This window comes from Mesorhizobium sp. M1C.F.Ca.ET.210.01.1.1, from assembly GCF_004791585.1.
Lineage (GTDB): Bacteria > Pseudomonadota > Alphaproteobacteria > Rhizobiales > Rhizobiaceae > Mesorhizobium.
This window is the reverse complement of the sequence record NZ_SRUU01000025.1, coordinates 1-25078: the sequence shown is the minus strand read 5'-3', so window position 1 is coordinate 25078 and position 25078 is coordinate 1. Positions and strand designations below refer to the sequence as shown.

Genomic DNA, 25078 nt, shown 5'->3' with positions numbered 1-25078 from the left:
AAGGGTGGCGCGGCAAACCGATATGTCTTCGCCCAGTGCTTTGCACCACAATTCGCTCGCTCTGGAGTGCGTCGGATGAGCGAAGCGACGCCTGGAACAACCGACGGCAAGTCGGCCACTTTTCATCTCCCGGTCGTCGAAGAACAGGTCGAAGGCCTGCCGCCGGGCTTCGGCGAAGGGCTTGCCGGCAAGGCGGCCTTCCTGATTGCCGTCGCCTTTTCCGTCTTCCAGATCTACATCGCCGCCTATGGCAGCCTGCCCAGCCAGGTGGTGCGCGCCATGCATGTCGGCTTCCTGCTGCTGCTCGGCTTCGGCCTGATCGCTAATCTGCGCGCCACCGGCGCGGCGGCGAAGGCCGCGTTCTGGACGCTCGGCGCGCTGGGTTTCGCCACCGGCCTCTACAACTGGGTCTTCTACGCCGACCTCATCCGCCGCTCCGGCTTCCTCACCACGCCGGACCTGATCGTCGGCGCGCTGCTGGTGGCGCTTGTCTTCGAAGCCGCCAGGCGACTGATGGGGCTGCCGCTCGCGGTCATCGCCTTCGTCTTCCTCGCCTATTGCTTCGTCGGCAATCACCTGCCACCGCCCTTCATCCATCGCGGCTATGATTTTGCGCAGCTCGTCGACACCTTCGCCTATGGCACCGAAGGCATCTACGGCACGCCGGTCTATGTCTCGGCGGCTTACATCTTCATCTTCGTCGTCTTCGCCGCCTTTCTCGAACGCGCCGGCATGATCGCGCTGTTCAACGATTTCGCGCTTGGCCTTGTCGGCTCCTGGCGCGGCGGCCCGGCGCAGGTCTGCGTGCTCTCCTCGGCGCTGATGGGCACCATCTCCGGTTCGGGCGTCGCCAATGTGGTGGCAAGCGGCCAGTTCACCATTCCGCTGATGAAACGCTTCGGCTTCCGTTCCGCCTTTGCCGGCGCCGTCGAGGCGACCTCGTCGATGGGCGGCCAGATCATGCCGCCAGTGATGGGCGCGGTCGCCTTCATCATGGCCGAGACGCTCAACATTCCCTATGCCGAGGTGGTAAAGGCCGCGATCATCCCGGCGCTGTTCTATTTCGGCGCCTGTTTCTGGCAGGTGCACCTGGAGGCCGGCAAGGCCGGCCTGCACGGCATGGCCAAGGCGGAGCTCCCCAATCCCTGGGAGGCGGTGCGAAAGCACTGGCCGCTGGTACTGCCGCTCGCCGTTCTCGTCTACCTACTCTTTGCCGGCTACACGCCGATCTTCGCCGGCACCATGGGCCTGGCGCTGACCGTCGTGCTGATCCTCGGCACGCCGCTGGCGGCATCGATCGGGCCATTTGCGTTCCGGGTCGTCTTCTGGCTGGCGCTCGGGCTTGCCGCCGCATCCTTCATGCGCTTCGGCGTCAACGTGCTCGGCCTCGTCATCGCGGTGCTCATCGTTGCCTGCTTCACCTTCAAGGGCGGGCGCGAGACGCTGCGCATCTGTGTCGATTCGCTTGCCGAGGGGGCAAAGAACGCGCTGCCGGTCGGCATCGCCTGCGCCATCGTCGGCATCGTCATCGGCACGCTGACGCTCACCGGCATCGCCTCGACCTTCATCGGCTGGATCATCTCCATCGGCGAGAACAACCTGTTCCTGTCGCTGGTGCTGACCATGCTTACCTGCCTGGTGCTCGGCATGGGCATTCCGACCATCCCCAATTACATCATCACCTCCTCGCTTGCCGGCCCGGCGCTGCTGTCGCTCGGCGTGCCGCTCATCGTCAGCCACATGTTCGTCTTCTATTTCGGCATCATGGCCGACCTCACCCCGCCGGTGGCGCTTGCCGCCTTTGCCGCCGCGCCCATGGCCAGGGAAAGCGGCCTCAAGATCGGCATCCAGGCCACCAAGCTCGCCATCGCCGGCTTCGTCGTGCCATTTATGGCCGTCTACACGCCGGCGCTGATGCTGCAGGATGCCGGTCCCATCGCCGCCCAGTTCGGCTACCCGGTGGAGGTCGCCTACATCGTCGTCAAGGCCTGCATGGGCATCGTGCTGTGGGGCGCCGCCGCCGTCGGCTTCCTGGCCCGCCGCATGGCCTGGTGGGAGCGCCTCGTCGCCTTCGCCGCCGGCGTGCTCCTGGTCGCGGCGTTGCCGCTCACCGACGAGGCCGGCTGGGCGCTGGCGCTTCTCTGGATCGGCTGGCACTGCTGGCGCGCGCGTCTGGCATCCACGGCCAGTCCGATATGAGCCTGTGCATCCTCGCCGCCGGCAAGACGGTGACGCTTGCCGCCGCCGCCTTCACCCTGTCCTGGACGCATTCGGTGGAGCGGACGCGCTGGCGCGAAGACTGGAAGGTGCTGCCTGCCGGGCTTCAGCTCGTCGAGGCGCGGGTGAAGGGCTCCGGCGCCGGCATGGAACCGCCCGAGGGATCGATGCTGCGGGACGGCTGGTGGGTCTATGCGCCGCGGATCGGATCCCAGCCGCGCCTGCTGCTGGCGGCGTCCGGCGCAACGGGAGAAGGCTGGACCCTGTGCACGGCCGAAGGCTGTCGCGAGCTGGGCAAGGCGGCAGGAGAAACGATCCTGCTCGAACCTTGCGACGGCGCGCGCCAGCCGCGATAGCGCACGATAATCGCTTTATCCGATCAGCCGCTGGCGCAGTTCGGCGGACGGTATTTCGCAGCTGTCCTTCCTGCCGAACAGCGCATAGCGGTTCCTGGCGACGCGGTCATAGAGCCAGTCGCGCAGCGGCCGCGGCAGGACGAGCAGCAGCCTTGCGGCGCGCCACGGCCAGCCAAGCGCGGCCATGACGGCGACGAAACTGTCGAGCTTCGTGAAGGCGTCGCCGTCGATGACGGCGAGATTGGTTTCGTAATTGTCGGTCGGCAGGCCGTATTTGCGAAACAGCGCCTCGCCGAACGGCGATTGCGCCGTGGCGAAGCGGAAGCGCTTGGCGCGGTCGAGCTTGACGATCATCTGGACGAAGCCTGAGCAGAACACGCAGACGCCGTCGAAGACGATCAGCGGCCGGTCAGCGTCGGAGGCCCGGCCTGGGAGAAGAGGACGCTTCGGTTCGGGCAGGTCGGTCATTTCGGCCCCGGCTGCTTGTGCCTTCAGACACTAAGCCAGCCGGCGGCGGTGTCAAAGCCGCGGCGTTGTCGCACGCCTGCCGTCGGCGACGGCAGGGCGCTCGTCACGATAGGTCGTGGCGCGGTTGTCGGCGGCCGGCTTGCAGATCCGGCTGTTGTGGCGGCTGTCGGGCATTGTCGGTCAGTGCGTGCCGATGCCGAGCGAGCTGCCGCGGCGGGCGCATGCCGGCCCCGGGCCGCGCATGTAGTAGCGCTCGGGCCGATAGGTCGGCGCGACGAATTCGCGAATGGCGGCGGCATAGCCGGCGATGTGGTTCCAGAAGTTCATTTTACCTGTCCCTGTCCCGTTTTCGGATGTCCCTTCCGAATTGTCCGAGAGGATAGCGTCGAGGCGTGAATAGTCGGTGAACGTGATGTTAATTTCTGGTCCGAAACTCGTTGCTTCGTGGCCGGAATGCGGCTGATTCGCGGTCTTTCGATGCCTTTTGTCGCGTTTCCGCGTCGTGTGACTTTTGCATCACATATGTTTCGTCTCGATGTCGCTTGGACGCGCTTCTGTTTCACGTTCAAGGCGCATCGGGAAATTTCCTTGCTCGCGGGAGGAAAGCCCAGGAACCTGCCCCGCCCTCGGCCCGTTCCGGTTGGACATCGTGTTCGCGGATGGAGTTCGCCATGGCACCGCGCCCCGCCTGGAAGGGTTATCTGAAACTGTCGCTGGTCACTTGCGGCATCGAGCTGACCAACGTCGTCACCCATACTGAGAAGGTTTCGTTCCGCATCCTCAACCGCAAGACCGGCAACACCGTCAAACGCATCTATGTTGACGCCGAAACCGGCAAGCCGCTGGAGGAAGGCGACGAGATCAAGGGCTATGAAGTCAGCGACGGCGACTTCGTCCATATCGAGGAGGACGAGATCGAGGCGGTGCAGATCGAGTCCTCGCATACGATGAGCCTCGACGGCTTCGTCGAGAAATCCTCGATCGAGCAGATCTACCTCGACACGCCCTATTACGTCTCGCCGGCGGACGAGGTGTCGGAAGAGGCGTTCGCCGTCATCCGCGACGCGATGGCGGCGAAGAAGATGGCCGGCCTCGCGCGCCTCGTGCTCTATCAACGCGAGCGCCCGGTGGTGATCGAGCCGCTCGGCAAGGGCATGGTGCTGACCACGCTGCGCTACGACGACACGGTGCGCCAGCCGCGCACGGTGTTCGGCGACATCGAGGCAACCAAGACCGACGACGAGATGATCGACCTCGCGCAGCACATCATCAACCAGAAGAAGACGAAGTTCGATCCTTCGAAGTTCGACGACCGCTACGAGGAAGCGCTGCTCGAACTGATCCGCGCCAAGAAGGCCGGCAAGAGGGCGCCCAAGGCCAAGGCGCCGCCGAAACCGTCCAACGTCGTCAACCTGTTCGACGCGCTGAAGAAGAGCCTGAACGCCGAAGGCGGCAGGAAGGCCGGCAAATCTTCATCGAAAACGACGGCGCGAACGAAGGCCAGGGCACCCGCCCCCGGTCGCAGTCAACATAGAGGTCGCAAATCCGCATAGGAGCATGCCGTCATGGCTGGTCTCGAACAGTATCAAGCCAAGCGCGACTTCCGCAAAACCGCCGAGCCGGCCGGCAAGGTGTCCCGGCATAAGAAGAACGAGGCGGGCGGCATTTTCGTCGTCCAGAAGCATGCCGCCACCCGCCTCCATTACGATTTCCGGCTTGAGCATGACGGCGTGCTGTGGAGCTGGGCGGTGACCCGCGGCCCGAGCCTCGATCCGCACGAGAAGCGGCTGGCGGTCCATGTCGAGGATCACCCGATCGACTATGCCGCCTTCGAGGGCACCATTCCGAAGGGCGAATATGGCGGCGGCTCGGTCATCGTCTGGGATGAAGGCAGATGGATCCCGGAAGGCGATCCGGCGCAAGGGATGAAGAAGGGCCGTATCAACTTCGAGCTCGAAGGCCACAAGCTCAACGGCCGCTGGCACCTGGTGCGGCTGAAGCCGCGCTCCGGCGAAAAGCGCGACAATTGGCTGTTGATCAAGTCCGACGATGCCGCCGCCCGCCCCGGCGAGGACATTCTCGAGGACGAGCCGAAATCGGTGAAGTCGGGCCTCACGATAGAGGAGGTCGGCGAGGGCAAGGCGGCCAAGGGCGAGAAGCCAAAAGTCTGGCATTCGAACAAGCCCGCCGCCGGCAAGGCCAAGGCCGGGCATGCCAGGCGCCTGGAGTTCATCGAGCCGCAGCTCGCAACATTGGAAAAGGACGCGCCTTCCGGCGACGACTGGCTGCATGAGGTGAAATTCGACGGCTACCGCATGCAGGCGCAGATCGCCGGCAGCGAGGTGCGGCTGCTGACGCGGGCCGGCCTCGACTGGACCGGGAAATTCGAAGGCCCGGTCACTACGGCACTTGCCGGCCTGAAATGCCGTGACGCCATCATCGATGGCGAGATCGTCGTGCTGGCCGGCAATGGCGTGTCGTCCTTTCCGCTGCTGCAGGCGGATCTATCCGCCCGTCGCACCGACCGTTTCGTCTACTACGTCTTCGACCTGATGCGCCTCAACGGCCAGGATTTGCGCCGCGAGCCGCTGGTCGAGCGCAAGCAGGCGCTGGCCGAACTGCTCGGCAAGCAGCCGGCGAATTCGGCGCTGCGCTTCAGCGACCATTTTTCCGAGCCCGGCAAGGTCATGCTGCAGCATGTCTGCCGCATGGGCCTCGAAGGCGTGGTCTCGAAGCGCGCCGATGCGCCTTACCGCAGCGGGCGCGGCCTCACCTGGGTGAAGTCGAAATGCACGCTGCGCCAGGAATTTGTCATCGGCGGCTATCTGCCGTCGGACAAGACGGGGCGCGGCCTGCGCTCGCTGCTGGTCGGCTATCACGAGGGCGGCAAGCTGCGCTATGCCGGCCGCGTCGGCACCGGCTTTTCCGGCAAGGTGTTGACCGATCTGAAGAAGAAGCTCGACCGCCTGAAGGCGAAGGTCTCGCCTTTCTCCGCCGCCGTGCCCAAGGGTAAGGGCCTCATCTGGGTCAAGCCGGAGCTCGTCGGCGAAGTGGAGTTCCGAAGCTGGACATCCGACCGTATAATCCGCCACGCCTCGTTCCAGGGATTACGCGAAGACAAGCCGGCGGAGGAAGTCGTGCAGGAAAAGGTTAAGAGGGCCGACGGCAAGGCCGAAGCAAGGTCGGGCAGCGGCAATTCAGCGCCGAAAACCTCGGCCGGAACGGCAATGACCTCGATAAAGCTCTCGCATCCCGACAAGTTGCTGTGGCCCGACGAAAAGGTCTCCAAGCAGGGCCTGCTCGACCATTATGCGCTGGTGTGGCCGCGCATGGAGCCGTTCGTCGTCAACCGGCCGCTGGCCCTCGTGCGGGCGCCGGACGGCATCCAGGGCCAGCGCTTCTTCCAGAAGCATGCCTCGCCCGGCATGAGCGACAAGATCGCCAGGATGAAGGATCCGACCGATGGCGAGGAAATCCTGTTCATCAAGGATTTCGACGGCCTTGCCGCGCTCGTCCAGTATGGCGTGGTCGAAGTCCATATCTGGGGCTCGACCATCGACGCGCTGGAAAAGCCGGACCAGGTCATCTTTGACCTCGATCCTGACGAAGGCGTCGATGTGAGGATGGTGCGCGAGGCGGCGCTCGACATCCACAAGCGGCTGGATGAGCTGTCGCTGCCGAACCTGGTCAAGACCTCGGGCGGCAAGGGCTATCACGTGCTGGTGCCGCTGGAAGCCTCGGCGGACTGGGACGAGGTCAAGGACTTCGCGCATGACTTCGCCCGCGCGCTGGAGCAGGCCGCGCCCAACCGCTATACGGCGACGCTGTCGAAAAAGGCGCGCACCGGCAAGATCTTCGTCGACTATCTGCGCAACGGCCGCGGCTCGACCACGGTGGCGCCCTATTCGTCGCGCGCCAAGAAGGGCGCGACGGTGTCGATGCCGGTGACCTGGCCGGAGCTTGAAAAGGGTGTTGCGCCCAACGCCTTCCCGCTCGGCGATGCTTCCGCCCTGGCACAGCTGAAGAAGGCAGACCCGTGGGCGGATTTCTTCAAGCTGGGCAAGGTGTTGAAGCGCACCTAGCAGCTTCGTCATCCTTGGGTCTTCGCTCCGCTTCGCGTCGCTGCGCCCAAGGATGACGAAATCAGCAGAGAAACACCCGCTCGAATGCCTGCCTGCCGTTCGGCGAGAATACCACGGCGCGGCTGTCCTTCTCGCGCCGCGCCCAGTTCTCGGCGATGATCTTGTCGAGGATGGCGGCGCCCAACGTGCCGGCGAGATGCGAGCGCCGCACGCTCCAGTCGAGACAGGCGCGGCATACGGGCCGTCTTGACTTGCTGTCGGTCTCGATCCCGAGCGCGGAAAAATGCGAGGCGCCGGACGGCGAGAGCCTGATCTCGTTCTCCTCGCGCAGCAGCAGCTTCCTGTCGACCAAACGGTCGAGCATGGCGACCGCCTGTTCGCCGGCGAGATGATCGTAGCACACGCGCGCCACGCGCATCGCAGCGTCGCGTGGGCCCGGCCGCACCCGCTTCGGGCCGACCGCCTCCGCGACGCCGATGATCGCCTCGATCATGCCGGCCACCTGCGGGCTGGCGAGGCCGTAATAGCGGTGCCGGCCCTGGCTGGCCAGCGTCAGCAGCCCGCCATCCATCAGCTTGGACAGATGCGAGGATGCGGTGGGCAGCGATACGCCGGCCTCCAGCGCCAGCTCCGATGCCGTCAGCGCGGTGCCGCCCATCAGCGCGTTGAGCATGTTGGCGCGGGCCGGGTCGCCGATCAGGCTGGCGATGCGGGCGATGTCGGGTCCTTCACGCATAGTTCGATCCTTATCGAAGCATTCCTGTGATGGAAGCACTATTCTCGGGCGAGCTCAAGCAGCGCGGCAGACGCTCCTGACAGGAGAATGCCTAGCAGATCGAGGCAAGCGATGTTTCGACCGTGGTCGAACTGTTGCCGCCGCAAAACCAACCGACGAGGAGAGACCGATATGACCATCACCTGCTTCATCCGCTACGAGATCGACCCGTTCGGCAAGGCGGCCTTTGAGCAGTATGCGCGTGCCTGGGGCCAGGCCATCCCGCGCTGTGGCGCCGACCTGATCGGCTATTACGCGCCGCATGAGGGTTCGGCGACCACGGCTTACGCGGCCTACAACATCGAAAGCCTCGCCGCCTATGAAACCTATCGCGCGCGGCTTGCCGCCGACCCCGCCGGCAAGGCAAACTACGAGTTCGCGCGGCGCGAAAAATTCATCCTCAAGGAAGATCGCGTCTTCCTGAAACTGGTCTCGGGACCGCATGGCCCAAGACAGCTTTTTCAAACCGACGTAACGATCAGGGAAGGGATAGAGGCATGATCGCTGTGATCTTCGAGGTCGAGCCGGCTGAAGGCAAACGCGATGCCTATCTCGGCATCGCCGCGAAGCTAAAGCCGCTGCTCGAGGGCATCGACGGTTTCATCTCGGTCGAGCGCTTCCAGAGCCTTACCGACCCGAAGCGCGTGCTCTCGCTGTCCTTCTGGCGCGACGAGGAAGCGGTGAAGGCCTGGCGCAACACCGAGGAGCATCGCCAGGCGCAGCAGGCCGGCCGCGGCGGGATCTTTGCCGGCTATCGTCTGCGCATCGCCCATGTCGTGCGCGACTACGGGATGACCGAAAGGGCCGAGGCGCCGCAGGACAGTCGCGCGGTGAATGGATGAATTCTAGGTCTGCGACGTAGTGAAGATTACCGGTTGTCTAGGCGGTCTCCAACGGTGCATAGCTTGGGTACTATGACGAGCACCGAACCACTAAGCTTCGAAGAAGTTCACCGGCTTATCAAGAGATCGGACATTCTCGGCCTGAGGCATGCGCTCGACAACGGGCTCGATGCAAATCTGACCAACCAGTTTTCTTGGTCGCTCCTCATGCTTACAGCCATCGAAGGCGATACAGCTATTGGCGAGTTGCTCTTTTCTCACGGAGCAGAGCTTCACGCGTCGAATGACTTTGGCGAGACGGCTCTGTCTCTGGCCGCACACGCAGGACATGAGCCGTTTATACGGTGGCTTTTGAGGCACGGAGCCAAGACCGATTGCAATCCACACGGCTGGAAACTTGCCGACTGGATTGAGCAAACGTCGGGTCTTAGACCGCGGAAGATTGAGCGTGTGCTCGATCTGCTTGGTCTCCGCCCTTCATCCGCGAAACTGCAGTAGCTACGCATTCCCGATCAGCACCCCCGCGCCGAACACCAGCGCGCCGCCCAGCACCACCTGGAAGGCGGCGCGCCAGAACGGCGTCTGCATGTAGCGGTTCTGGATGAAGGCGATCGCCCACAGCTCGAAGAACACCACGATCGCCGCGACGATGGTTGCCGTCCAGAAATAGGGGATGAGGTAGGGCAGCGCGTGGCCGAGCCCGCCCAGCGTCGTCATGACGCCGACGGTGAGGCCCCGCTTCACCGGCGAGCCGCGGCCCGACAGCTTGCCGTCGTCGGACGCCACTTCGGTGAAGCCCATCGAGATGCCGGCGCCGATCGAAGCGGCGAGGCCGACGAGGAAGGTCTGGAACGTGGCGTGCGTGGCAAAGGCGGCGGCGAAGATCGGCGCCAGTGTCGACACCGAGCCGTCCATCAGCCCGGCCAGTCCCGGCTGCACATAAGTGAGGATGAACTGGCGCTGCTCGGCGCTCGCTTCCTCCTCCTTCACCGCGCCCGGGACATGCGCCTGCTCCAGTTCGTGTGCGGAATTCTCATGGCCGAGCTCGGCCGCGGCCAGCTCGTCAAGCAGTTTGCGGGTCGAGGCATCGGTCGTGCGCTTGGCCGCCTCGACATAGAAGCGGTAGGCCTGCCGCTCCATTTCCTCGGCCTGGCGGCGCACATGCTCGATGCCGAGCGGCCGCACCAGCCAGTCGGGCTTGCGCTCGTAATAGCCCCTCACATGCTCGCGGCGAATCAGCGGAATGCGCTCGCCGAAACGCTTGCGATGCAGCTCGATCAGGGAATCGCGATGGCCGTCTTCCTCCTCCGCCATCGCCTCGAACACCTTGGCCGATTGCGGAAAGTCCTGCGCCAGTCCATCGGCATAGGCGCGATAGATGCGCCCGTCATCCTCTTCGGAAGAGATCGCCAGCGCCAGGATCTCCTGCTCCGACAGCGAATCGAAGGAGCGGCGGCCGAAGCCGAAAACACGGGAAAGCATGAGGAAATCACCCTAGATTAGAATTATTCTAAACTAGGCACTCGCGTGCCGAGGGTCAATCACGGACGTCGTGTGGCAGCCAGAATTCGCCGATCCAGCGTTCCCCGCTCTTCATTATTGCCGAATGTTCACCTATATGGGTGACCAGCCAGTAACTAAGGAACAAGGGATGACGGACAAGCAGCCCCCGCACGCATTCGACGTAAAACCCGTTCTCGATCTCATCGCCAGCATCGAGGCCGACCTGCAGCGCCTCAAGGGCCTCGTCGAGCAGCAGACGGAAAAATTCGATCCCGCCAATCCGCACAACAAGACTCTGGACGGCAAGCTGACCGAGGAAGGCGTCGAATGCTGCTACCGCATGTTCGACGAGGGCAAGTCACGCTATACGGTCGCCCAGCAGATGAAGATTTCGTTTGCCGCCGCCACCCACCGCTTCAACAGCTGGCGCAAGCTCGGCGGCAAGAAGAGGACGCGCACGCTGCTGGGGTGAGGAGCGGTCGAAAAGCGCCCGAATGGGCTTTTCGAGCGGCGAACGCCCGGAGCCATAGCGGAGGGCCGGGAAGCGCCAACGCGACCGTCACTCGCCAACATTGTCTCCGTCACATCTTTTCGTTGGCGCACCGGGACAATTTCCGTGCACCATGGGCGGTCCAGTTCTTCACGAGGCCACGCCCATGACCACCCTCCCCGGCATCTCCGACATCCGCGCCGCCGCCGCGCGGCTTTCCGGCCTGGTCGTCGAAACGCCGCTCATCGAATCGCCGGAGCTTAACAAGCGCTATGGCGGCCGCATCCTGTTCAAGCCCGAAACGCTGCAGCGCACCGGCTCGTTCAAGATCCGCGGCGCCTACAACAAATTGTCGTCGCTAACCGAAGAAGAGCGCGGCCGCGGCGTCGTTGCGTTCTCTTCCGGCAATCACGCCCAAGGTGTCGCCGCTTCGGCCGCCATGTTCGGCGTCAAGGCGGTCATTGCCATGCCCGTCGACGCGCCGGCGCTCAAGGTGGGCAATGTCCGCAAGATGGGCGCCGAGGTGGTGCCGTTCGACCGCTACAAGGACGATCGCATGACTGTCGTCCGCCCCTATATCGAGAAGGGCATGGTGCTGGTGCCGCCCTTCGACGATCCGGCCATCATTGCCGGCCAGGGCACGATCGGGCTGGAGCTGATGCGGCAGGCGGAGGCGCTGAACGTCAGCCTCGACGCTGTCGTCGTGTTGCGGCGGCGGAGGTCTGTCGAGCGGCATTTCCGTCGCCGTCAAGGACGCCTCGCCGCAGACCGCTGTCTGGGCGGTCGAGCCGGAACATTTCGACGACACGCGCCGCTCGCTCGCCAAGGGCGAAAGGGTCTCGAACGAGCCCGGCCACACCTCGATCTGCGACGCGCTTCTCACCGCCGAACCCGGCGCCATCACGTTCGAGATCAACCGCAGGAATCTCGCCGGCGCCATCGCCGTCTCCGACAAGGCGGCAGCGCAGGCGATGCGCGACGCCATGGTCCATCTGAAGCTGGTGGTCGAGCCGGGCGGCTGCGTTGCGCTCGCCGCGCTCGCTTCCGGCGAGATCGACCTCGCCGGCAAATGCGTGGCCGTGGTGCTTTCCGGCGGCAATGTCGATTTCAGCACTTATGCGGAAATCATGGCGGCGGCATAGGCTACGGCCCGCACGCAGGGATCGCCGCGTTCCTTCGCGCCCCCCGCTGTCCCGCCGACATGAAAAGGGTGTGCACTGTAGAAACGCTCAGTCCAGCGTCCGCCGGAAGCGCAGCAGGGCGGCGCCGGCGAAGGTCACCACGAACACCGCCAGCCAGCCGACCTCGGCGGCGACCGCGTTGAAGTCGGCGCCCTTCAGCATGACGGCGCGCGTGATGCGCAGGAAATGCGTCAGCGGGAAGATCTCGCCCAAGATCTGCGCCCAGCCCGGCATGCCCCGATAAGGGAACATGAAGCCAGAGAGCAGCAGCGACGGCAGGAAGAAGAAGAAGGTGAGCTGCATAGCCTGCATCTGCGAGCGGGCCAGGGTCGAGATCGTGTAGCCGAGCAGCACCAGCGAGAGCACGAAGACGAGCACCGATGAAAGCAGCAGCGTCAGACTGCCGACAAAGGGGACGCCGAACAAGAGCTTCGCCGCCGCCAGCACCACCGTCACCTGCACGGCGCCGACGACAAGGAAGGGCAGCACCTTGCCCAGCATGATCTCAGTCGGGCTTGACGGCATGGCGAGCAGATTCTCCATCGTCCCGCGCTCGGTCTCGCGGGTCAGCGCCATCGCCGTCATCATCACCATGGTCATCTGCAGGATGACGCCGAGCAGGCCGGGCACGATGTTGTATTGCGAGATGCCTTCGGGATTGTAGCGCTGGTGCACCACCACCTGCAGCTGCTGCTTGGCGGTTTCGGCAGCGGTCGCCTGCATGCCCTGGGCGCGCAGCAGCGCCTGGCTCGCCACCTTGCTCAGCGTCGAAATGGCGCCGCTTGCCGCCGACGGATCCGTCGCGTCGGCCTCGATCAGGATCTGAGGGCTGTCGCCGCGCTCGACGCGCCGGGCAAAGTCGGCCGGGATGGTGACGACGAACAAGACGGCACCCTTGGCCATCAGCATTTCGGCCTCGGCCGCGCTTTCGGACACATGGTCGAAGCGGTAGTAGCCGGTCATCCGCAGGGCGGAGACCATGGCGCGTGTATACTGGTCGTTGCTCATTGCCACCAGCGCCGTCGGCAGGCTCTTGGGATCGTTGTTGATGGCAAAGCCGAACAGCACGAGCTGCAGCAAGGGCACGCCCAGCATCATGGCGAAGGTGATGCGGTCGCGCCGCATCTGGATGAACTCCTTGATCAAGAGCGCGCCGAGCCTCGCGAAGGAAAAGACCGCTCTCAAGCCATCCTTCATGTCATGTTGTCCTTCGAGCCGGCCATGAATTGGATGAACACGTCTTCCAGGCTGGTCTCGCCTGGCGTCACCGTCACCCCCTTGTGCTCCTTCTCGACATCGCCAAGCGCCTTTTCCAGCGCCGCCCTGTCGGAGCCGACGACATGCAGCGTGGCGCCGAACGGCGCCACCTGGTCGACGCCCGGTCGGCCCTCCAGCGCTTCGGCCACGCGGTCGAGCCGCGGTCCCTGCACGACGAAGGTGGTCAGCCCGGCATTCTTGACCACCTCGTCCACCGTGCCGGTGGCCAGCAGCTTGCCGTAGGAGATGTAGCTGATGCGGTGGCAGCGCTCGGCCTCGTCCATGTAATGGGTGGAGACCAGCACCGTCAGCCCGCCGCTCGCCAGCCTGTGGATCTCGTCCCAGAACTCGCGGCGGGCCTTCGGGTCGACGCCCGCCGTTGGCTCGTCGAGCAGAAGCAGCTTCGGCTTGTGCATGATGCAGGCAGCGAGTGCCAGCCGCTGCTTCCAGCCGCCGGAGAGCGTGCCGGCGAGCTGGTTGCGGCGCGTTGCCAGGCCAAGCTCCTGCAGCGTCCGCGACACATAGTCCTCGACCGGCTTCAGCTGGTAGAGCCGCGCCACGAATTCGAGGTTCTCGCCGATCGTCAGATCCTCGTAGTAGGAGAATTTCTGCGTCATGTAGCCGACTTCGCGCTTGATCCTGAGCGAGTCGGAGCGGATGTCGAAACCGAGTACCGTGCCCTCGCCCTCGTCCGGCGTCAGAAGCCCGCACATGATGCGGATGGTCGTCGTCTTGCCCGAGCCGTTCGGCCCGAGGAAACCGACGATCTCGCCTTCGGCCACCGTCATCGTCACATGGTCGACGACGGTCTTGTCGCCGAAGCGCTTGACCAGCCCGTGGACGTCGATGACGCTCATTTTGGGAGGTCCGCCCCGATGTCCGCGAGGTCGACGTCGACGATCTGGCCTGGCTGCAGCCGGCTGGCATCGCCTTCCGGCCGTGCCTCGACGAGATAGACCAGCTTCTGCCGGTTCTGAAGCGAATAGATCACCGGCGGGGTGAACTCCGGATCGGGCGACACATAGCTGACGCGCGCCTTGAGATCCGGCCCGCAGCCGTCGCAACGCACGCTGAGCAGTGTGCCGACCTTCACCGAGGAGAAAGCGGTCTCCGGTACGTAGACGCTGAGCTTCACCGCGCCGTCCGGCAGCACCGAGATCACCGGCGCGGTCGGTCCGGCGGTGTCGCCCGGATTGCGGATGACATCGTTGACGCGGCCGGCCGAAGGCGCCGCCAGAACGCGCTTGGACAGCCGCCATCGCGCCTGCCCCAGCTCCGATTGCGCCTGCTGGACCTGGTTCTCTGCGGCCTTGATCGTCTCCGGCCGCCCCGGCAGTCCGCCGACGGCGAGGTTGGCCTCGGCCTGGCCGACCTGCGCGTTGGCCGTCTCCAGCGAAGCCGAAGCCGTGTCGTAGTCGGCCTGCGTGCCGGTGCCGCGCCTGTAGAGGTCGCTGGCGCGATCGTATTTGCGCTTGGCGTCCGCGGCCTGCGCCTTGGCCATGTCCACTTGCGCCTTGAGCACGGCGATCTCGTCCGGCCGCTTGCCCACCTGCAGGTCCGCAAGCTGCGCCTGCGCCTGGGCGAGCGCGGCTTGAGCCTGGACCACGGCAATTTCGGCGTCGGCGTCTTCCAGTGTGGCGACCGGCATGCCTGGCGTCACCCGATCGCCGCGCTTGACGCCGACCGTCGTCACCTGCGCGACCTCGATCGGCGCGAGCAGCACATATTCGCCCTCGACATAGCCGACGGCGAGCGGCGCGGGCGGCGCGCAAGCGCTGAACAACTGGGCCGCGAGCGGCAGCGCACAAAGAAAACTCATGATCTGCCCTTCTTGCCGGCGGCCGGATCGCGCGCCGCCAGCATTGCCCTGAGGTTGTCGGTCGCGACCGCCACGACCTTGGCGGCCTCCTTGTCGCCGATCTCGCGCCAGCCCATCCTGCGCAGCACCGCCTCGCGTCCGATGCGGAAATAGATGACCTGGCCGATCATGGTGAACACGGTGAGCCTGGTGGCCTCGCTCTCGGCCGGCTCGCCGGTGGCCTGCTCCCAGATCTGGCAAAGCCGACGGTGCGTCGGTTCGAACACGCCGGCATAGATGCGGTCGAGTGCTGCCGTCGGGTGGGACAGCTCGCGGAGTACGAATTGTACGATCTCGCCGGCCTGTGGGCTTGCCACGACAAAGCCGACCATCCGCTCCAGCGCCGCAAAGAGCTGTGCCCGCGCGGCTTCCGGGTTTGAGGGGGTAGTCGCCTGGGGTGCGCCGAGCGCCTGGCCGGCGACCCCCTGGATGGTCTCGACGATGAAGTCGGCGGCGGCGGCGCGCAGGCCTTCCTTGCCGCCGAAGTGATAGGCGATGGAGCCGATATTGGCCTTGGCCTCGGCTGCGATCTCGCGCGTCGAAGTGCCGTCGAAACCCTGCCGCCCGAACAGCTTGAGCGCGGCATGGACGAGCGCCGCGCGTGTCTGGTCTGCGGGAGAGGCTTCGCGTTGCGGCCGTTTGGCGTTCGTCTGCTTGCTCATGAAGCCACTTTAATCAATCGATTGATTAAAGTCAAATTGAATCCCGACTCGGCTTGCCATGTCCGTCCCCGCACGCTTTAGTGCGCGGCCATGGGCAAGGAAGTCGAGCGCAAGTTCCTGGTCTCCGGCAACGCCTGGCGCCATCTGGTCGAGGCGGAAATCCGCATTCGCCAGTTTTACCTCGCCGCCGCGCCCGGGCGCACGGTGCGTGTGCGCATCAGCGACGGTGCTTCGGCGCAACTGACACTCAAGTTCGGCGACAGGGCGCGCGAGCGCGACGAATTCGAATTCCCGATCCCGCTCGCCGATGCCGAGGAGATGATGGCTTTTGCCATCGGGCGTGTCATCGAGAAGACACGCCACCATGTTAGACACCGCGGCTATCTCTATGAAGTCGATGTATTCGGCGGAGTGCTCTCGGGGCTCGTGGTCGCGGAGCTGGAGACGCCGGAGGACGTACCTGACGAAATGCTGCCCGACTGGCTCGGTCGCGAGGTCACCAGCGAGTCGAGGTTCTACAACGCGTCGCTGGCCCTCGGGGGGATTCCGGAGATCGCCGCATGAGCTTTCGCATCGATCCGCGCTTGCCGCTGACCGGCGAGGTTAGGCGCATATTGGCCGACGAGATCGGCAAGGCGCTCGGCCATCTTGAGACGGCGCGCGACAAGCCGGAGCAGGGGCTGCACAAGTGCCGCAAGCGGCTGAAGAACGTGCGGGCCTTGCTGCGGCTGGTTCGTTCCGGTGACGAACCGTTCTGCCAGACCGAGAACGAATGCTACAAGCAGGTCTCGGCGCTGCTGGCGGGCCCGCGCGAGGCGACCGCTCTCATCGAGACCGTCGACCGTCTGGCCGATGCCTTCCCGGAGCAGACCGCCGGCGGTGGCCTCGACGCCGTCCGCGATCGGCTGGTGCTGCGCCAGCACGAGCTTCACGCCGGTCCCGGTCTCGACGCCGCCATCAACGCGGCGGAAGCCGCCTGCCGGGAAGGGCTGGAGCGTATCGACGGGCTGTCCCTGCCCGACCAGCCCGAGCAGGCGGCGGACATCCTGGCCGACGGCGCCCGCGCCACCTTGCGGCGGGCCAAAAAGGCGCTGGACAAGGCCGGCTCGCGCGGCGAGGCCGATGACTTTCACGATCTGCGCAAGGCGGCGAAAACCCACTCGATGCACCTGTCGCTGCTCGGCCGCCTGTGGCCGACGCCGATCAAGGCACGCCGCAAGGCGGTCGACAAGCTTGGCGAGCTGCTGGGCGAGCTGCATGACGTCTTCGTCATGCGCGCCCTGCTCGCCGCCGACGGCGAGCCGCTCGGCCCGCCCGGCGACACGAAGCTTCTGCGCAAGCTCCTGAAGCGTTCGGAAAAGAGCCTCGGCAAGGCCTGCCTCACCGAGGCCGCCGAATTGTTCGGCGACAGCCCCAAGCGCTCGGCCAGGAAGCTCGCGCGCAAGGCGCGCGACGATCTCGCGGCTCCGCACGAGGAAGCGAAGGCGGCCTGATCATGGTCTAAATGGCCGGTCTGTGCTAATCGGCGTCTGGCATGACTGCGCCGGCCGACACCCTTCTGGATCGACTTGGCCGCTGGCTCGCTGGCCGGCTGCAGGATGAATCTTCGGGCTATGAACCCTATACGCCATCCGATGCCGAAACGCTGCGCCGCACGCTGCAGCCCGGCGACATCCTGCTCATCGAAGGCAACCAGAAGATCTCGGCGGCGATCAAGTACCTCACCCAGTCCACCTGGTCGCATGCGGCCTTCTATGTCGGCGATGCCTTGCCTAAGCCGGAAGACGGGTCGGAACGGCCGCGGCTGATCGAGGTGACGCTCGGCGAAGGCTGCGTTGCTGTGCCGCTGTCGCGCTACCGCACCTACAATACCCGCATCTGCCGGGCGAGCGGACTGACGCCGGAGGATCGCGACAAGGTCGTTGCCTTCATGATCGGCAAGCTTGGCCTGAGATACGATCTCAAGAACATTTTCGACATGCTGCGCTTTTTCCTGCCGACGCCGCCGGTACCGGTGCGATGGCGCCGCCGCATGCTGGCGTTCGGCTCGGGCGATCCGACGCGGGCGATCTGCTCGACGCTGATCGCCGAAGCCTATGGCCAGGTCCGCTATCCGATCCTGCCTGAGATCACGCGCGCGCCGGGCCGCGCCTCGGCGCAGTCGAGCTATATGCGGCGGGAGATCCTGCACATCCGCCACCACTCGCTCTACACGCCACGCGACTTCGACCTGTCGCCCTATTTCCGCATCGTCAAGCCGACGCTCGAATATGGTTTCGACTATCGGGCGGTCGCGTGGGAAGACACGGCGCCAGGCTCGGAAGAAAAGGCCGTCGGGTAGCTCTGCCTCAGGCGAGAGCCTGTCGACAGATCATGCCGGCAGCGGTCGCTTCGCGGCCTCGACCCGCGCCCCGGCATCGCGCGGATGCGGCCCGATCGGCATGATCGCCGGAAACGGCGTCGCGCCGAAGGCAAACGTCCATTTGTAGCCGACGAGCTGATCCTCCGGCGTGGTGTGCTGGTCGTGATGGGCAAGCAGCTTTGCGCGCTCGGCCAAATCCTCCGCCTCGCGCCGCACCATTTCCGCCGTTTCCGGCCGCATGCGCCGCGAGAAGCTGACGAAGGTCGCTCCCCGTTCCAGATGGGCTATCGCCCAGCCGACGAAATTCTTGTTGGTCGTCTCGAAATGCGGCTTCAGCGGTCCCTCGAAATTCCACTGGATGGGTGTGTCGACCAACAGCCTCGCCGACAGGCCGCGCCCGAGCGCCACCAGGCCGAGCTCTTCCAGGTCGCGCAAATAGAGGAAGATCGAGGCTTCGCTCAGGCCTTGCGAGCGCATTATGCCTTCGGGCGTGAATTTCTCCGACAGCATGATGAAGACGAAGAGCAGCGCCGGTCTGGCTGCGAGCCTGCGCTCAATCTCGGGCGCGACATGGTTGGCCGGCCCCGGTCCCCGATTCATCGAGCCGAGCACGTTCTCCAGCTCGACCTCGGCCGCGGCGCAGATCTCCGTCAGCCGGTCGAGCTTGCAGTTCCGCTCATGGAAGATGCGCTTCACCGTGGGCTCGGAAACGCCCATTCGCTCGGCCAGCGTCCGGTAGGTCAGCCCCTTGGCCTTCAGCGTCCGTTTCAACGCCTCGAAGATCGGACCGTTCATGGAATGCACCTCATCCGCGCCAATTCGTATCGACTTTCAATACTACGCTCGAACCATCTTCCGGAAAAGTATCGAAAAACCTAGCTCTCCGCCGTCATCACAGGAGAGCATCATGAAAACCCTCATCGCTTCGACCTTTCTCGCCATCGCCGGCATCGCAACGGCACCAGTCGCCCAGGCGGGCGAGATCTGGCGGGCCGGCGGCTTCGAGCAGCCGGAATCGGCGCTTGTCGATATCGCCAGCAAGCGCATCGTCGTCTCCAACATCGCCGGCAATCCTGGCAAGGCGGACGGCAACGGCTACCTGTCGCTCTTGTCGATGGACGGGAAGGTCATCTCGCGCAACTGGGTGGGAGGCATGGACGCGCCCAAGGGCATGGCGATCGCCGGCGGCAAGCTCTACGCCTCCGATATCACCAAGATCCGCGTCGTCGACCTCGCCAGCGGCAAGCTGGTCTCGACCATCGACGTGCCGGGCGCGGTCTTCCTCAACGACATGACCGCCGATGCCTCGGGCAAGGTCTATGTCACCGATATGCTGGCCGACACGATCTACCGCATCGACGGCGACAAGCCGGAGCTGTTCGTGAAGGATGCGCTTTTGGCCTCGCCCAACGGCATCTTCGCCGACGGCGACCGGCTGATCGTCGCGTCCTGGGGCAAGGGCATCAAGCCCGATTTCAGCACGGCGAAACCTGGCGGCCTGCTGGCGGTCGATCTCGCCGGCAGGAAGGTGACGCCGCTGCCCGGCGCTCAGGAATTCGCCAACCTGGACGGCATCGTCGCCATCGGCGACGATATCTACGCCACTGCCTACATGACCGGCACGCTCTATCGCTGCAAGGCCGGCGGCAAGCCGGAGGTCGTCGCCACCTTCAAGCCTGGTAGCGCCGACATCGGCACCGACGGCAACTCGACCATCTTTGTCCCGCTGATGAACGAGGGCGCGGTCGCGGCGCTGAGGATCGACTGAGAGCCGCCGCGGCGAGAACGACGTCAATCAGGGTTGGCCCTCCATCCAGGGTCTGCTCTCGATATCCGGGATTGGACCGGCATATCGACGGCGCTGCCATCTGGTTCCGCAATCCGCCGCGGGATATCCGGCTGCCATGAGTGATGCGGTGAAGACATCAAGCCTGACCGGCGCCGTTTCCCCGACGATCCCGGTGCTCGTCTGCGCGCTGGCGATCTTCCTGCTGTCCGGGATGGACGCGGCGATGAAGTCCCTGGTCATCGCGGTTGGCGTCTACAACACGGTGCTGTGGCGCAGCATGGTCGCGACCCTGGTCTCGGGCGCGGCCTGGTCGGCAGGGCCGCGCTCGAAGCCATCCCTTCCGGTGCTCAGGCTGCATGCGTTGCGCGCCGCGATTGTCGGCATCGTCCTGCTCTCATTCTTCTGGGGGCTCGCCAGGCTGCCGCTCGCCGAAGCGATCGGCCTCAGCTTTGTCGCGCCCCTGTTCGCCCTTCTGCTCGCCGCGCTGTTGCTGGGCGAACGCATAAGGCGGCAGGTTGTCTGGGCGTCGCTCGCCGGCATCGCGGGCGTCGCGATCATATTGGCCGGTCAGTTCGGCCAGGCAAGCCGCTCGCAAGATGCGCTGCTTGGCACGGCAGCGGTGCTCGTATCGACGGTGTTCTATGCCTACAATCTGATCCTCTCCCGGCGACAGGCGCTGTTGGCCAAGCCGATCGAGATCATGCTGTTCCAGAACCTCTGCGTTGCAATCATCCTTGGTCTGGCCGCGCCGTGGCTCGCCGTCGCGCTGCCGAGGGAGCTCTGGCTGCCGCTGGTCGGAGTGGCGGCGCTGTCGCTCGCCGGCCAGTTCCTGATGAGCTGGGCCTACGCCCGCGCCGAAGCGCAATATCTGATCCCGACGGAATATTCGGCCTTCATCTGGGCGATCGCGCTTGGCTGGTTCTTCTTCGGCGAGGAAGTGGCCTGGACCACGCTCGCAGGGGCATGCCTGATCGTCGCCGGCTGCCTGATCGCCGCACGGGCAAACCCGAAACTTGCCGAGCCGATCGAAGCGGCAGTTTGATGTCGGTTGCGGCTTGAAGCATGTCTCCCGAAAGTGGGAACCGGTTTCGGGACTTGCGCAAAGACAAATACTTGGAGCAGTTCGGCGATTCTATGAATCGCTGAAAAGCTCTAGCCCTGCGGGTTCTGCGCCGCGGTGGCCTTGAGGCGCACACCCCTGCCGCCGCGCTCGCTGGCCTGGTTCTCGCCGACCAGCTCCACGCCGATCTCGTCGAGCGCCTGGATGACCTTCATCAGCGAATCGACAACGCCCCTGACGACGCCTTCGCTCGCTTCCATGCGCTGTATGGTCGGGAGCGAAACCCCGGCGCGCGCGGCGAGCGTTCGCTGGTCGACGCCGGCCAATGCCCTCGCGGCGCGCATCTGTGCGGCAGTCATCATTGGCGGGGGGTCCATGTCTGAATATGCAATATCGATGTACAATATAAATATTGCAATGTCTCCAGCATCAATCGGTGCGGATCATTCGCTGTCCGCCACCACCTTGCGCCGCTGCAGCAGGCGCGCCGCAAGCCAGCACAACATGGCCCAGGCGAAGCCGGCGCACCAGCCGGCGAGCACGTCCGACGGCCAATGCACGCCGAGATAGACGCGGCTGGTCCCAACCAGCACCGTGATGAGCACGGCCAGCGCGAGCGCGAAAACCTTGGTCGTGCGGTCCGGCAGGAAGCGGGCCGCCAGCGAACCAAGGGTGAGATAGGTCACCGCCGACAGCATCGCGTGGCCGCTGGGGAAGGAGAGTGAAGTCTCGCTGACGAGATGCGAGACGAGCTCGGGCCGCGGCCGGTCGACTTCGAACTTGAGCAGGCTGGAAAGCGCCTGCCCGCCGGCCACGGCCACGAAGATGAACAGCGCCGTTGTCGGCCGTCGGATCAGCAGCAGGTAGATGATGACCGCGCTGGTGATCAGCACCAGCACGCTGGTGCTGCCGAGCGCGGTGATGTCGCGCACCGTACCTTCCAGCCAGTGTGGACCGATCGGGCTGTCCGGCTGCCCGGCATGCCGGAAGGCGAGCAGGATTTCCGTGTCGAAGGCGTGCGGCGTCGTGGCGCGCGCCACCTCCATCAGTTCCACCAGGCCCCATAGCCCGCCGGCGATCACCAGCCCGGCCAGAAGCACCGGGAATTCTATCTTGCTGAGCAGCGCGTTGGCGTTCGATTTCATTCGGGTGCCCTCGGTCCACCTACAGCCGCTGCATATAGGGCCCGAGCGTGATCAGCGCGACCGCGGCGATCGCCAGCACGACGCCGGTCGCCTGGAGCGCGTTCAGGCGCTCGCCGAAGAAGACCAGGGCGACGACATTCACCGACACCAGCTGGATCACCGCCGACAGGCTGAACGACACCGACATGCCGAATTCGCGGATCAGCCTGAGCATGATCAGATTGCCGGCCGAATAGAGTGCCAGCGTCAAGAGGATCTTGGCCAGGCTCGGCGCCAGCCCCCATTGTTTGGCCGCCATCGCCGCCAGCAGGAAGATCACCGTCGAGACGCCAAGCTGCGCCAAGCCCCAGAAACTCACGTTTTCGCCCCTCCTGAAGCGGCCTTCGCCGCGCCCGTCGCCGCCCTTGTTTCCGAAGCGCGCGAAGCCGTCAAGCTGATCGCGTCGGGCAAGGCGCGCTGCTACGGGATAGAAGCCGGATGTCGCAAAATACGCCCCGCAACCTTGGCTGGCGCCTTGCGCCGAGGCCGCTCGGGACCTGCCCGCCCGGTCGTTGTGCCGGTAATCGGCGCTGGTGCGTGCGCGGCCGGAGACGAAAAGTCATCAGTCGGCAAATCAGCCTTGTTTAGGCTGCCGGTGTCACGAAAATGTGATCGGCCGGCTATAGGGATCGACAGGTCACACGTTCCAGCCACTTCATGAGCCAGAGGACAGCTTATGACCCAATCCCCTGAGACCCGCTTCCGCACCAGCCTGCTCGAGGAAAATGACGGGCCGCCCGTCAATCCCACCGACAACCGCACCATGGGCGAGATCATCGCCGCGCGCTTCTCGCGCCGCGGTTTCCTGAAGGGTTCGCTGGCCGTCTCGGCCATCGCCGCCACCGTCAGCCCGCTGGCGCTCGTTGCCGCCGACGATGCGCGCGCCGCCGAAGGGTCTGCTTTCAAATTCGATGAGCTCGAAGCCGGCATCGACGACAAGCATCATGTCGCGCCGGGCTACGATGCCGATGTGCTGTTGCGCTGGGGCGACCCGCTGTTTGCCGATTCGCCGGACTTCGACCCGACCAAACAATCGGCCGCGGCCCAGGCAAGACAGTTCGGCTACAACAACGACTATATCGGCTACATCCCGATCGACGGCTCGGCCGAACATGGCCTGCTGGTCGTCAACCACGAATACACCAACCCGCATCTGATGTTCCCCGGCATCGTCAAGATCGTCGAGAAGGACGGCAAGAAGGCAGCCGAGGTGGCGCCGCTCAGCAAGGAGCAGGTCGATGTCGAGATGGCGGCGCATGGCGGCACCATCGTCGAGATCCGTAAGGACGGCCGCAAATGGCAGGTCGTGCGCGACGGCAAGCTCAACCGTCGCATCACCTCCAACACCGAGATGGTGCTTTCCGGTCCGGTCGCCGGCCACGATCGCGTCAAGACCAATGCCGATCCGTCCGGCACCAAGGTCATCGGCACCGTCAACAACTGCGCCGGCGGCGTCACCCCCTGGGGCACCTATGTGATGGCCGAGGAGAACATCCACGGCTATTTCTCGGGCGAATTGCCGGAAGGCCACAAGGAAGCAGCCAACTACAAGCGCCTCGGCATTCCGGAAGGCGCCTATGAATGGGGCGCGCATGACGACCGCTTCAACCTCGCCAAGGAGCCGAACGAACCAAATCGCTTCGGCTGGATCGTCGAGGTCGACGTCAACGATCCGACCTCCGTGCCCCGCAAGCGCACCGCCATGGGCCGCTTCAAGCATGAGGGCGCCGAATCGATCGTCGCCAAGGATGGCCGCGTCGTCTTCTATCTCGGCGACGACGAGCGCTTCGACTATGTCTACAAATTCGTCACCAGCGGCAAGTTCAATCCGAACGACCGAACCGCCAACATGAACCTGCTCGACGACGGCACGCTGCATGTGGCGAAGTTCGCCGAGGACGGCTCGGTCGAATGGATGCCAATCGTGTTTGGTCAAGGCCCGCTGACGGCGGAAAACGGCTTTGCCGGCCAGGCCGACGTGCTGATCGAGACGCGCCGCGCCGCCGACCTGCTCGGTGCCACCAAGATGGACCGGCCGGAGGACATCCAGCCCAATGCCGGCAACGGCAAGGTCTATGTCATGCTGACCAACAATTCCAAGCGCAAGGCTGACCAGGTCGACGCCGCCAACCCGCGCGCCGCGAACGCTTTCGGCCACATCATCGAGATCGTCGAGGATGGCGGCGACTTCGCCGCTGCCAAGGGCAAGTGGGAAGTGCTGTTGAAATGCGGCGATCCCTCGGTCGCCGATGTCGGCGCAACCTTCTCGACAGCCACCACCGCCAATGGCTGGTTCGGCATGCCGGACAATTGCGCCGTCGATTCGGCCGGCCGGCTGTGGGTCGCCACCGACGGCCAGGGCCCGAAGGCCACCGGCCGCACCGACGGCCTGTGGGCGGTCGACACAGAAGGCTCCGCCCGGGCGACGTCAAAGCTGTTCTTCCGCGTGCCGATCGGCGCCGAGATGTGCGGCCCGCTGTTTGCGCCGGACGACCAGACCGCTTTCGTCTCGGTCCAGCATCCGGGCGACGGCGGCGAGGACTGGGAGGGCTTCGGCCGTCCGTCCTATTACGAGGACCCGTCGACCCGCTGGCCGGACTTCAAGCCGGATATGCCGGTGCGGCCGTCGGTCGTCGCCATCACCAGGCAGGGCGGCGGCAAAATCGGGGTCTGACGGGCCTGGTCTCTGCGGCAAGGGCACCGTCGCAGACGTCGGGAATTGGCAAGAACCTCCCCTCGTCGTCATCCCAGGGCGAAGCAGGAGCGCAGCTCCGTCGCGGAGACCCTGGGATCCATGCCGTAACCTCAAACGAAAGATGCAGCGGAGCAGAATTCTGCACCATCGCATCGTTCGGCCGAGGTTACGGCATGGCAACTGTGTTCATGCGAAAGCTGTTTTATCTCGAATGATGGCGTTGAGGACGACCAGGAGCTTCCTTGCGACGGCGATGATGGCGAGTTTCTTGGAGCCGGAGCGGGCCGCAAGGTCGGT

The 25078-nt window shown here is 65.0% G+C and carries 26 protein-coding genes and 1 pseudogene; 15 read left to right on the top strand and 12 right to left on the bottom strand.

Annotated elements, in window-relative coordinates; translation table 11 throughout:
• Nucleotides 1-75 precede the first annotated feature (75 nt).
• On the top strand, nucleotides 76-2199 hold the full coding sequence (locus EN853_RS24015; protein WP_127859584.1) for a TRAP transporter permease: 2124 nt from the start codon (nucleotides 76-78) through the stop codon (nucleotides 2197-2199).
• Complete coding sequence (locus EN853_RS24010) at nucleotides 2196-2573, top strand: DUF1850 domain-containing protein (RefSeq protein ID WP_127859583.1); 378 nt, start codon at nucleotides 2196-2198, stop codon at nucleotides 2571-2573. The genes EN853_RS24015 and EN853_RS24010 overlap by 4 nt, the downstream gene beginning before the upstream one ends.
• Nucleotides 2574-2588: 15 nt before the next feature.
• Here the strand turns inward: EN853_RS24010 and EN853_RS24005 are convergent, their stop codons facing one another.
• Nucleotides 2589-3041: a DCC1-like thiol-disulfide oxidoreductase family protein gene (locus EN853_RS24005; protein WP_127859582.1), complete on the bottom strand. Its 453-nt coding sequence runs from the start codon at nucleotides 3039-3041 to the stop codon at nucleotides 2589-2591.
• A 180-nt stretch (nucleotides 3042-3221) separates the two neighbouring features.
• Entirely contained in the window at nucleotides 3222-3368 is a 147-nt protein-coding gene (locus EN853_RS24000) for a hypothetical protein (RefSeq protein ID WP_127859581.1), read from the bottom strand.
• A 344-nt stretch (nucleotides 3369-3712) separates the two neighbouring features.
• On the opposite strand from EN853_RS24000, the gene EN853_RS23995 reads away from it, so the two are divergent.
• On the top strand, nucleotides 3713-4594 hold the full coding sequence (locus EN853_RS23995) for a Ku protein (protein WP_127859580.1): 882 nt from the start codon (nucleotides 3713-3715) through the stop codon (nucleotides 4592-4594).
• A 12-nt stretch (nucleotides 4595-4606) separates the two neighbouring features.
• Nucleotides 4607-7123, top strand: a complete 2517-nt coding sequence (gene ligD, locus EN853_RS23990; RefSeq protein WP_127859579.1) for a DNA ligase D — start codon at nucleotides 4607-4609, stop codon at nucleotides 7121-7123.
• Between the two features lie 61 nt (nucleotides 7124-7184).
• Here ligD and EN853_RS23985 read toward each other — a convergent pair whose 3' ends face one another.
• A complete protein-coding gene (locus EN853_RS23985) occupies nucleotides 7185-7859 on the bottom strand; it encodes a winged helix-turn-helix domain-containing protein (RefSeq protein WP_127859578.1) in 675 nt (224 codons plus the stop codon).
• 171 nt (nucleotides 7860-8030) lie between these two features.
• On the opposite strand from EN853_RS23985, the gene EN853_RS23980 reads away from it, so the two are divergent.
• From EN853_RS23980 to EN853_RS23970, 3 genes are all read left to right on the top strand, one after another.
• On the top strand, nucleotides 8031-8399 hold the full coding sequence (locus tag EN853_RS23980; RefSeq protein ID WP_127859577.1) for an NIPSNAP family protein: 369 nt from the start codon (nucleotides 8031-8033) through the stop codon (nucleotides 8397-8399).
• Entirely contained in the window at nucleotides 8396-8740 is a 345-nt protein-coding gene (locus tag EN853_RS23975) for an antibiotic biosynthesis monooxygenase (RefSeq protein WP_127859576.1), read from the top strand. Before EN853_RS23980 ends, EN853_RS23975 begins: the two co-directional genes overlap by 4 nt.
• Nucleotides 8741-8812: 72 nt before the next feature.
• A complete protein-coding gene (locus EN853_RS23970; RefSeq protein ID WP_127859575.1) occupies nucleotides 8813-9238 on the top strand; it encodes an ankyrin repeat domain-containing protein in 426 nt (141 codons plus the stop codon).
• On the opposite strand, the gene mbfA is transcribed toward EN853_RS23970, so the two are convergent.
• Nucleotides 9239-10222, bottom strand: coding sequence for an iron exporter MbfA (mbfA, locus tag EN853_RS23965; protein ID WP_127859574.1), 984 nt, complete (start codon nucleotides 10220-10222; stop codon nucleotides 9239-9241).
• Nucleotides 10223-10391: 169 nt separating this feature from the next.
• On the opposite strand from mbfA, the gene EN853_RS23960 reads away from it, so the two are divergent.
• Complete coding sequence (locus EN853_RS23960; protein ID WP_127859573.1) at nucleotides 10392-10715, top strand: hypothetical protein; 324 nt, start codon at nucleotides 10392-10394, stop codon at nucleotides 10713-10715.
• A 184-nt stretch (nucleotides 10716-10899) separates the two neighbouring features.
• Nucleotides 10900-11875, top strand: a pseudogene (locus EN853_RS23955) (threonine/serine dehydratase).
• An 87-nt stretch (nucleotides 11876-11962) separates the two neighbouring features.
• On the opposite strand, the gene EN853_RS23950 reads toward EN853_RS23955, so the two are convergent.
• From EN853_RS23950 to EN853_RS23935, 4 genes are read right to left on the bottom strand one after another with little or no spacing between them, the layout of a single operon-like run.
• Nucleotides 11963-13111, bottom strand: a complete 1149-nt coding sequence (locus EN853_RS23950; protein ID WP_348631604.1) for an ABC transporter permease — start codon at nucleotides 13109-13111, stop codon at nucleotides 11963-11965.
• On the bottom strand, nucleotides 13108-14028 hold the full coding sequence (locus tag EN853_RS23945; protein WP_127859572.1) for an ABC transporter ATP-binding protein: 921 nt from the start codon (nucleotides 14026-14028) through the stop codon (nucleotides 13108-13110). Before EN853_RS23945 ends, EN853_RS23950 begins: the two co-directional genes overlap by 4 nt.
• Nucleotides 14025-14990, bottom strand: coding sequence for an HlyD family efflux transporter periplasmic adaptor subunit (locus tag EN853_RS23940; RefSeq protein WP_127859571.1), 966 nt, complete (start codon nucleotides 14988-14990; stop codon nucleotides 14025-14027). Before EN853_RS23940 ends, EN853_RS23945 begins: the two co-directional genes overlap by 4 nt.
• On the bottom strand, nucleotides 14987-15691 hold the full coding sequence (locus EN853_RS23935) for a DUF1956 domain-containing protein (protein ID WP_127859570.1): 705 nt from the start codon (nucleotides 15689-15691) through the stop codon (nucleotides 14987-14989). The genes EN853_RS23940 and EN853_RS23935 overlap by 4 nt, the downstream gene beginning before the upstream one ends.
• Nucleotides 15692-15781: 90 nt before the next feature.
• On the opposite strand from EN853_RS23935, the gene EN853_RS23930 reads away from it, so the two are divergent.
• From EN853_RS23930 to EN853_RS23920, 3 genes are read left to right on the top strand one after another with little or no spacing between them, the layout of a single operon-like run.
• Nucleotides 15782-16255, top strand: a complete 474-nt coding sequence (locus tag EN853_RS23930) for a CYTH domain-containing protein (RefSeq protein WP_127859569.1) — start codon at nucleotides 15782-15784, stop codon at nucleotides 16253-16255.
• Nucleotides 16252-17184: a CHAD domain-containing protein gene (locus tag EN853_RS23925; protein WP_127859568.1), complete on the top strand. Its 933-nt coding sequence runs from the start codon at nucleotides 16252-16254 to the stop codon at nucleotides 17182-17184. The genes EN853_RS23930 and EN853_RS23925 overlap by 4 nt, the downstream gene beginning before the upstream one ends.
• A 41-nt stretch (nucleotides 17185-17225) precedes the next feature.
• A complete protein-coding gene (locus EN853_RS23920; protein ID WP_127859567.1) occupies nucleotides 17226-18032 on the top strand; it encodes a lipo-like protein in 807 nt (268 codons plus the stop codon).
• Nucleotides 18033-18062: 30 nt separating this feature from the next.
• Here the strand turns inward: EN853_RS23920 and EN853_RS23915 are convergent, their stop codons facing one another.
• Nucleotides 18063-18848 (bottom strand): helix-turn-helix transcriptional regulator, encoded by a 786-nt coding sequence (locus EN853_RS23915; protein ID WP_127859566.1) that lies wholly within the window; start codon nucleotides 18846-18848, stop codon nucleotides 18063-18065.
• Nucleotides 18849-18960: 112 nt separating this feature from the next.
• On the opposite strand from EN853_RS23915, the gene EN853_RS23910 reads away from it, so the two are divergent.
• Both EN853_RS23910 and EN853_RS23905 read left to right on the top strand, forming a co-directional pair.
• Nucleotides 18961-19821: an ATP/GTP-binding protein gene (locus EN853_RS23910; RefSeq protein WP_127859565.1), complete on the top strand. Its 861-nt coding sequence runs from the start codon at nucleotides 18961-18963 to the stop codon at nucleotides 19819-19821.
• 136 nt (nucleotides 19822-19957) lie between these two features.
• Complete coding sequence (locus EN853_RS23905; protein ID WP_127859564.1) at nucleotides 19958-20884, top strand: DMT family transporter; 927 nt, start codon at nucleotides 19958-19960, stop codon at nucleotides 20882-20884.
• A 110-nt stretch (nucleotides 20885-20994) separates the two neighbouring features.
• On the opposite strand, the gene EN853_RS23900 is transcribed toward EN853_RS23905, so the two are convergent.
• The 3 genes from EN853_RS23900 to EN853_RS23890 all read right to left on the bottom strand — a co-directional run bounded on the left by EN853_RS23900 (nucleotide 20995) and on the right by EN853_RS23890 (nucleotide 22405).
• Nucleotides 20995-21264 (bottom strand): helix-turn-helix transcriptional regulator, encoded by a 270-nt coding sequence (locus EN853_RS23900; protein ID WP_127859563.1) that lies wholly within the window; start codon nucleotides 21262-21264, stop codon nucleotides 20995-20997.
• An 81-nt stretch (nucleotides 21265-21345) separates the two neighbouring features.
• Nucleotides 21346-22047, bottom strand: coding sequence for a phosphatase PAP2 family protein (locus EN853_RS23895; RefSeq protein WP_127859562.1), 702 nt, complete (start codon nucleotides 22045-22047; stop codon nucleotides 21346-21348).
• 19 nt (nucleotides 22048-22066) lie between these two features.
• Entirely contained in the window at nucleotides 22067-22405 is a 339-nt protein-coding gene (locus tag EN853_RS23890; RefSeq protein ID WP_127859561.1) for a hypothetical protein, read from the bottom strand.
• Between the two features lie 357 nt (nucleotides 22406-22762).
• Here EN853_RS23890 and EN853_RS23885 point away from each other — a divergent pair, with 357 nt between their 5' ends.
• A complete protein-coding gene (locus tag EN853_RS23885) occupies nucleotides 22763-24760 on the top strand; it encodes a PhoX family phosphatase (RefSeq protein ID WP_127859560.1) in 1998 nt (665 codons plus the stop codon).
• Nucleotides 24761-25078: the final 318 nt, after the last annotated feature.

What these genes read in the sequence shown, in the direction of transcription:
- EN853_RS24015 (WP_127859584.1), top strand. Translation starts at nt 76, where the DNA reads ATGAGCGAAGCGACGCCTGGAACAACCGACGGCAAGTCGGCCACTTTT.
- EN853_RS24010 (WP_127859583.1), top strand. Translation starts at nt 2,196, where the DNA reads ATGAGCCTGTGCATCCTCGCCGCCGGCAAGACGGTGACGCTTGCCGCC.
- EN853_RS24005 (WP_127859582.1), bottom strand. Translation starts at nt 3,041, where the DNA reads ATGACCGACCTGCCCGAACCGAAGCGTCCTCTTCTCCCAGGCCGGGCC.
- EN853_RS24000 (WP_127859581.1), bottom strand. Translation starts at nt 3,368, where the DNA reads ATGAACTTCTGGAACCACATCGCCGGCTATGCCGCCGCCATTCGCGAA.
- EN853_RS23995 (WP_127859580.1), top strand. Translation starts at nt 3,713, where the DNA reads ATGGCACCGCGCCCCGCCTGGAAGGGTTATCTGAAACTGTCGCTGGTC.
- ligD (WP_127859579.1), top strand. Translation starts at nt 4,607, where the DNA reads ATGGCTGGTCTCGAACAGTATCAAGCCAAGCGCGACTTCCGCAAAACC.
- EN853_RS23985 (WP_127859578.1), bottom strand. Translation starts at nt 7,859, where the DNA reads ATGCGTGAAGGACCCGACATCGCCCGCATCGCCAGCCTGATCGGCGAC.
- EN853_RS23980 (WP_127859577.1), top strand. Translation starts at nt 8,031, where the DNA reads ATGACCATCACCTGCTTCATCCGCTACGAGATCGACCCGTTCGGCAAG.
- EN853_RS23975 (WP_127859576.1), top strand. Translation starts at nt 8,396, where the DNA reads ATGATCGCTGTGATCTTCGAGGTCGAGCCGGCTGAAGGCAAACGCGAT.
- EN853_RS23970 (WP_127859575.1), top strand. Translation starts at nt 8,813, where the DNA reads ATGACGAGCACCGAACCACTAAGCTTCGAAGAAGTTCACCGGCTTATC.
- mbfA (WP_127859574.1), bottom strand. Translation starts at nt 10,222, where the DNA reads ATGCTTTCCCGTGTTTTCGGCTTCGGCCGCCGCTCCTTCGATTCGCTG.
- EN853_RS23960 (WP_127859573.1), top strand. Translation starts at nt 10,392, where the DNA reads ATGACGGACAAGCAGCCCCCGCACGCATTCGACGTAAAACCCGTTCTC.
- EN853_RS23950 (WP_348631604.1), bottom strand. Translation starts at nt 13,111, where the DNA reads ATGAAGGATGGCTTGAGAGCGGTCTTTTCCTTCGCGAGGCTCGGCGCG.
- EN853_RS23945 (WP_127859572.1), bottom strand. Translation starts at nt 14,028, where the DNA reads ATGAGCGTCATCGACGTCCACGGGCTGGTCAAGCGCTTCGGCGACAAG.
- EN853_RS23940 (WP_127859571.1), bottom strand. Translation starts at nt 14,990, where the DNA reads ATGAGTTTTCTTTGTGCGCTGCCGCTCGCGGCCCAGTTGTTCAGCGCT.
- EN853_RS23935 (WP_127859570.1), bottom strand. Translation starts at nt 15,691, where the DNA reads ATGAGCAAGCAGACGAACGCCAAACGGCCGCAACGCGAAGCCTCTCCC.
- EN853_RS23930 (WP_127859569.1), top strand. Translation starts at nt 15,782, where the DNA reads ATGGGCAAGGAAGTCGAGCGCAAGTTCCTGGTCTCCGGCAACGCCTGG.
- EN853_RS23925 (WP_127859568.1), top strand. Translation starts at nt 16,252, where the DNA reads ATGAGCTTTCGCATCGATCCGCGCTTGCCGCTGACCGGCGAGGTTAGG.
- EN853_RS23920 (WP_127859567.1), top strand. Translation starts at nt 17,226, where the DNA reads ATGACTGCGCCGGCCGACACCCTTCTGGATCGACTTGGCCGCTGGCTC.
- EN853_RS23915 (WP_127859566.1), bottom strand. Translation starts at nt 18,848, where the DNA reads ATGAACGGTCCGATCTTCGAGGCGTTGAAACGGACGCTGAAGGCCAAG.
- EN853_RS23910 (WP_127859565.1), top strand. Translation starts at nt 18,961, where the DNA reads ATGAAAACCCTCATCGCTTCGACCTTTCTCGCCATCGCCGGCATCGCA.
- EN853_RS23905 (WP_127859564.1), top strand. Translation starts at nt 19,958, where the DNA reads ATGAGTGATGCGGTGAAGACATCAAGCCTGACCGGCGCCGTTTCCCCG.
- EN853_RS23900 (WP_127859563.1), bottom strand. Translation starts at nt 21,264, where the DNA reads ATGATGACTGCCGCACAGATGCGCGCCGCGAGGGCATTGGCCGGCGTC.
- EN853_RS23895 (WP_127859562.1), bottom strand. Translation starts at nt 22,047, where the DNA reads ATGAAATCGAACGCCAACGCGCTGCTCAGCAAGATAGAATTCCCGGTG.
- EN853_RS23885 (WP_127859560.1), top strand. Translation starts at nt 22,763, where the DNA reads ATGACCCAATCCCCTGAGACCCGCTTCCGCACCAGCCTGCTCGAGGAA.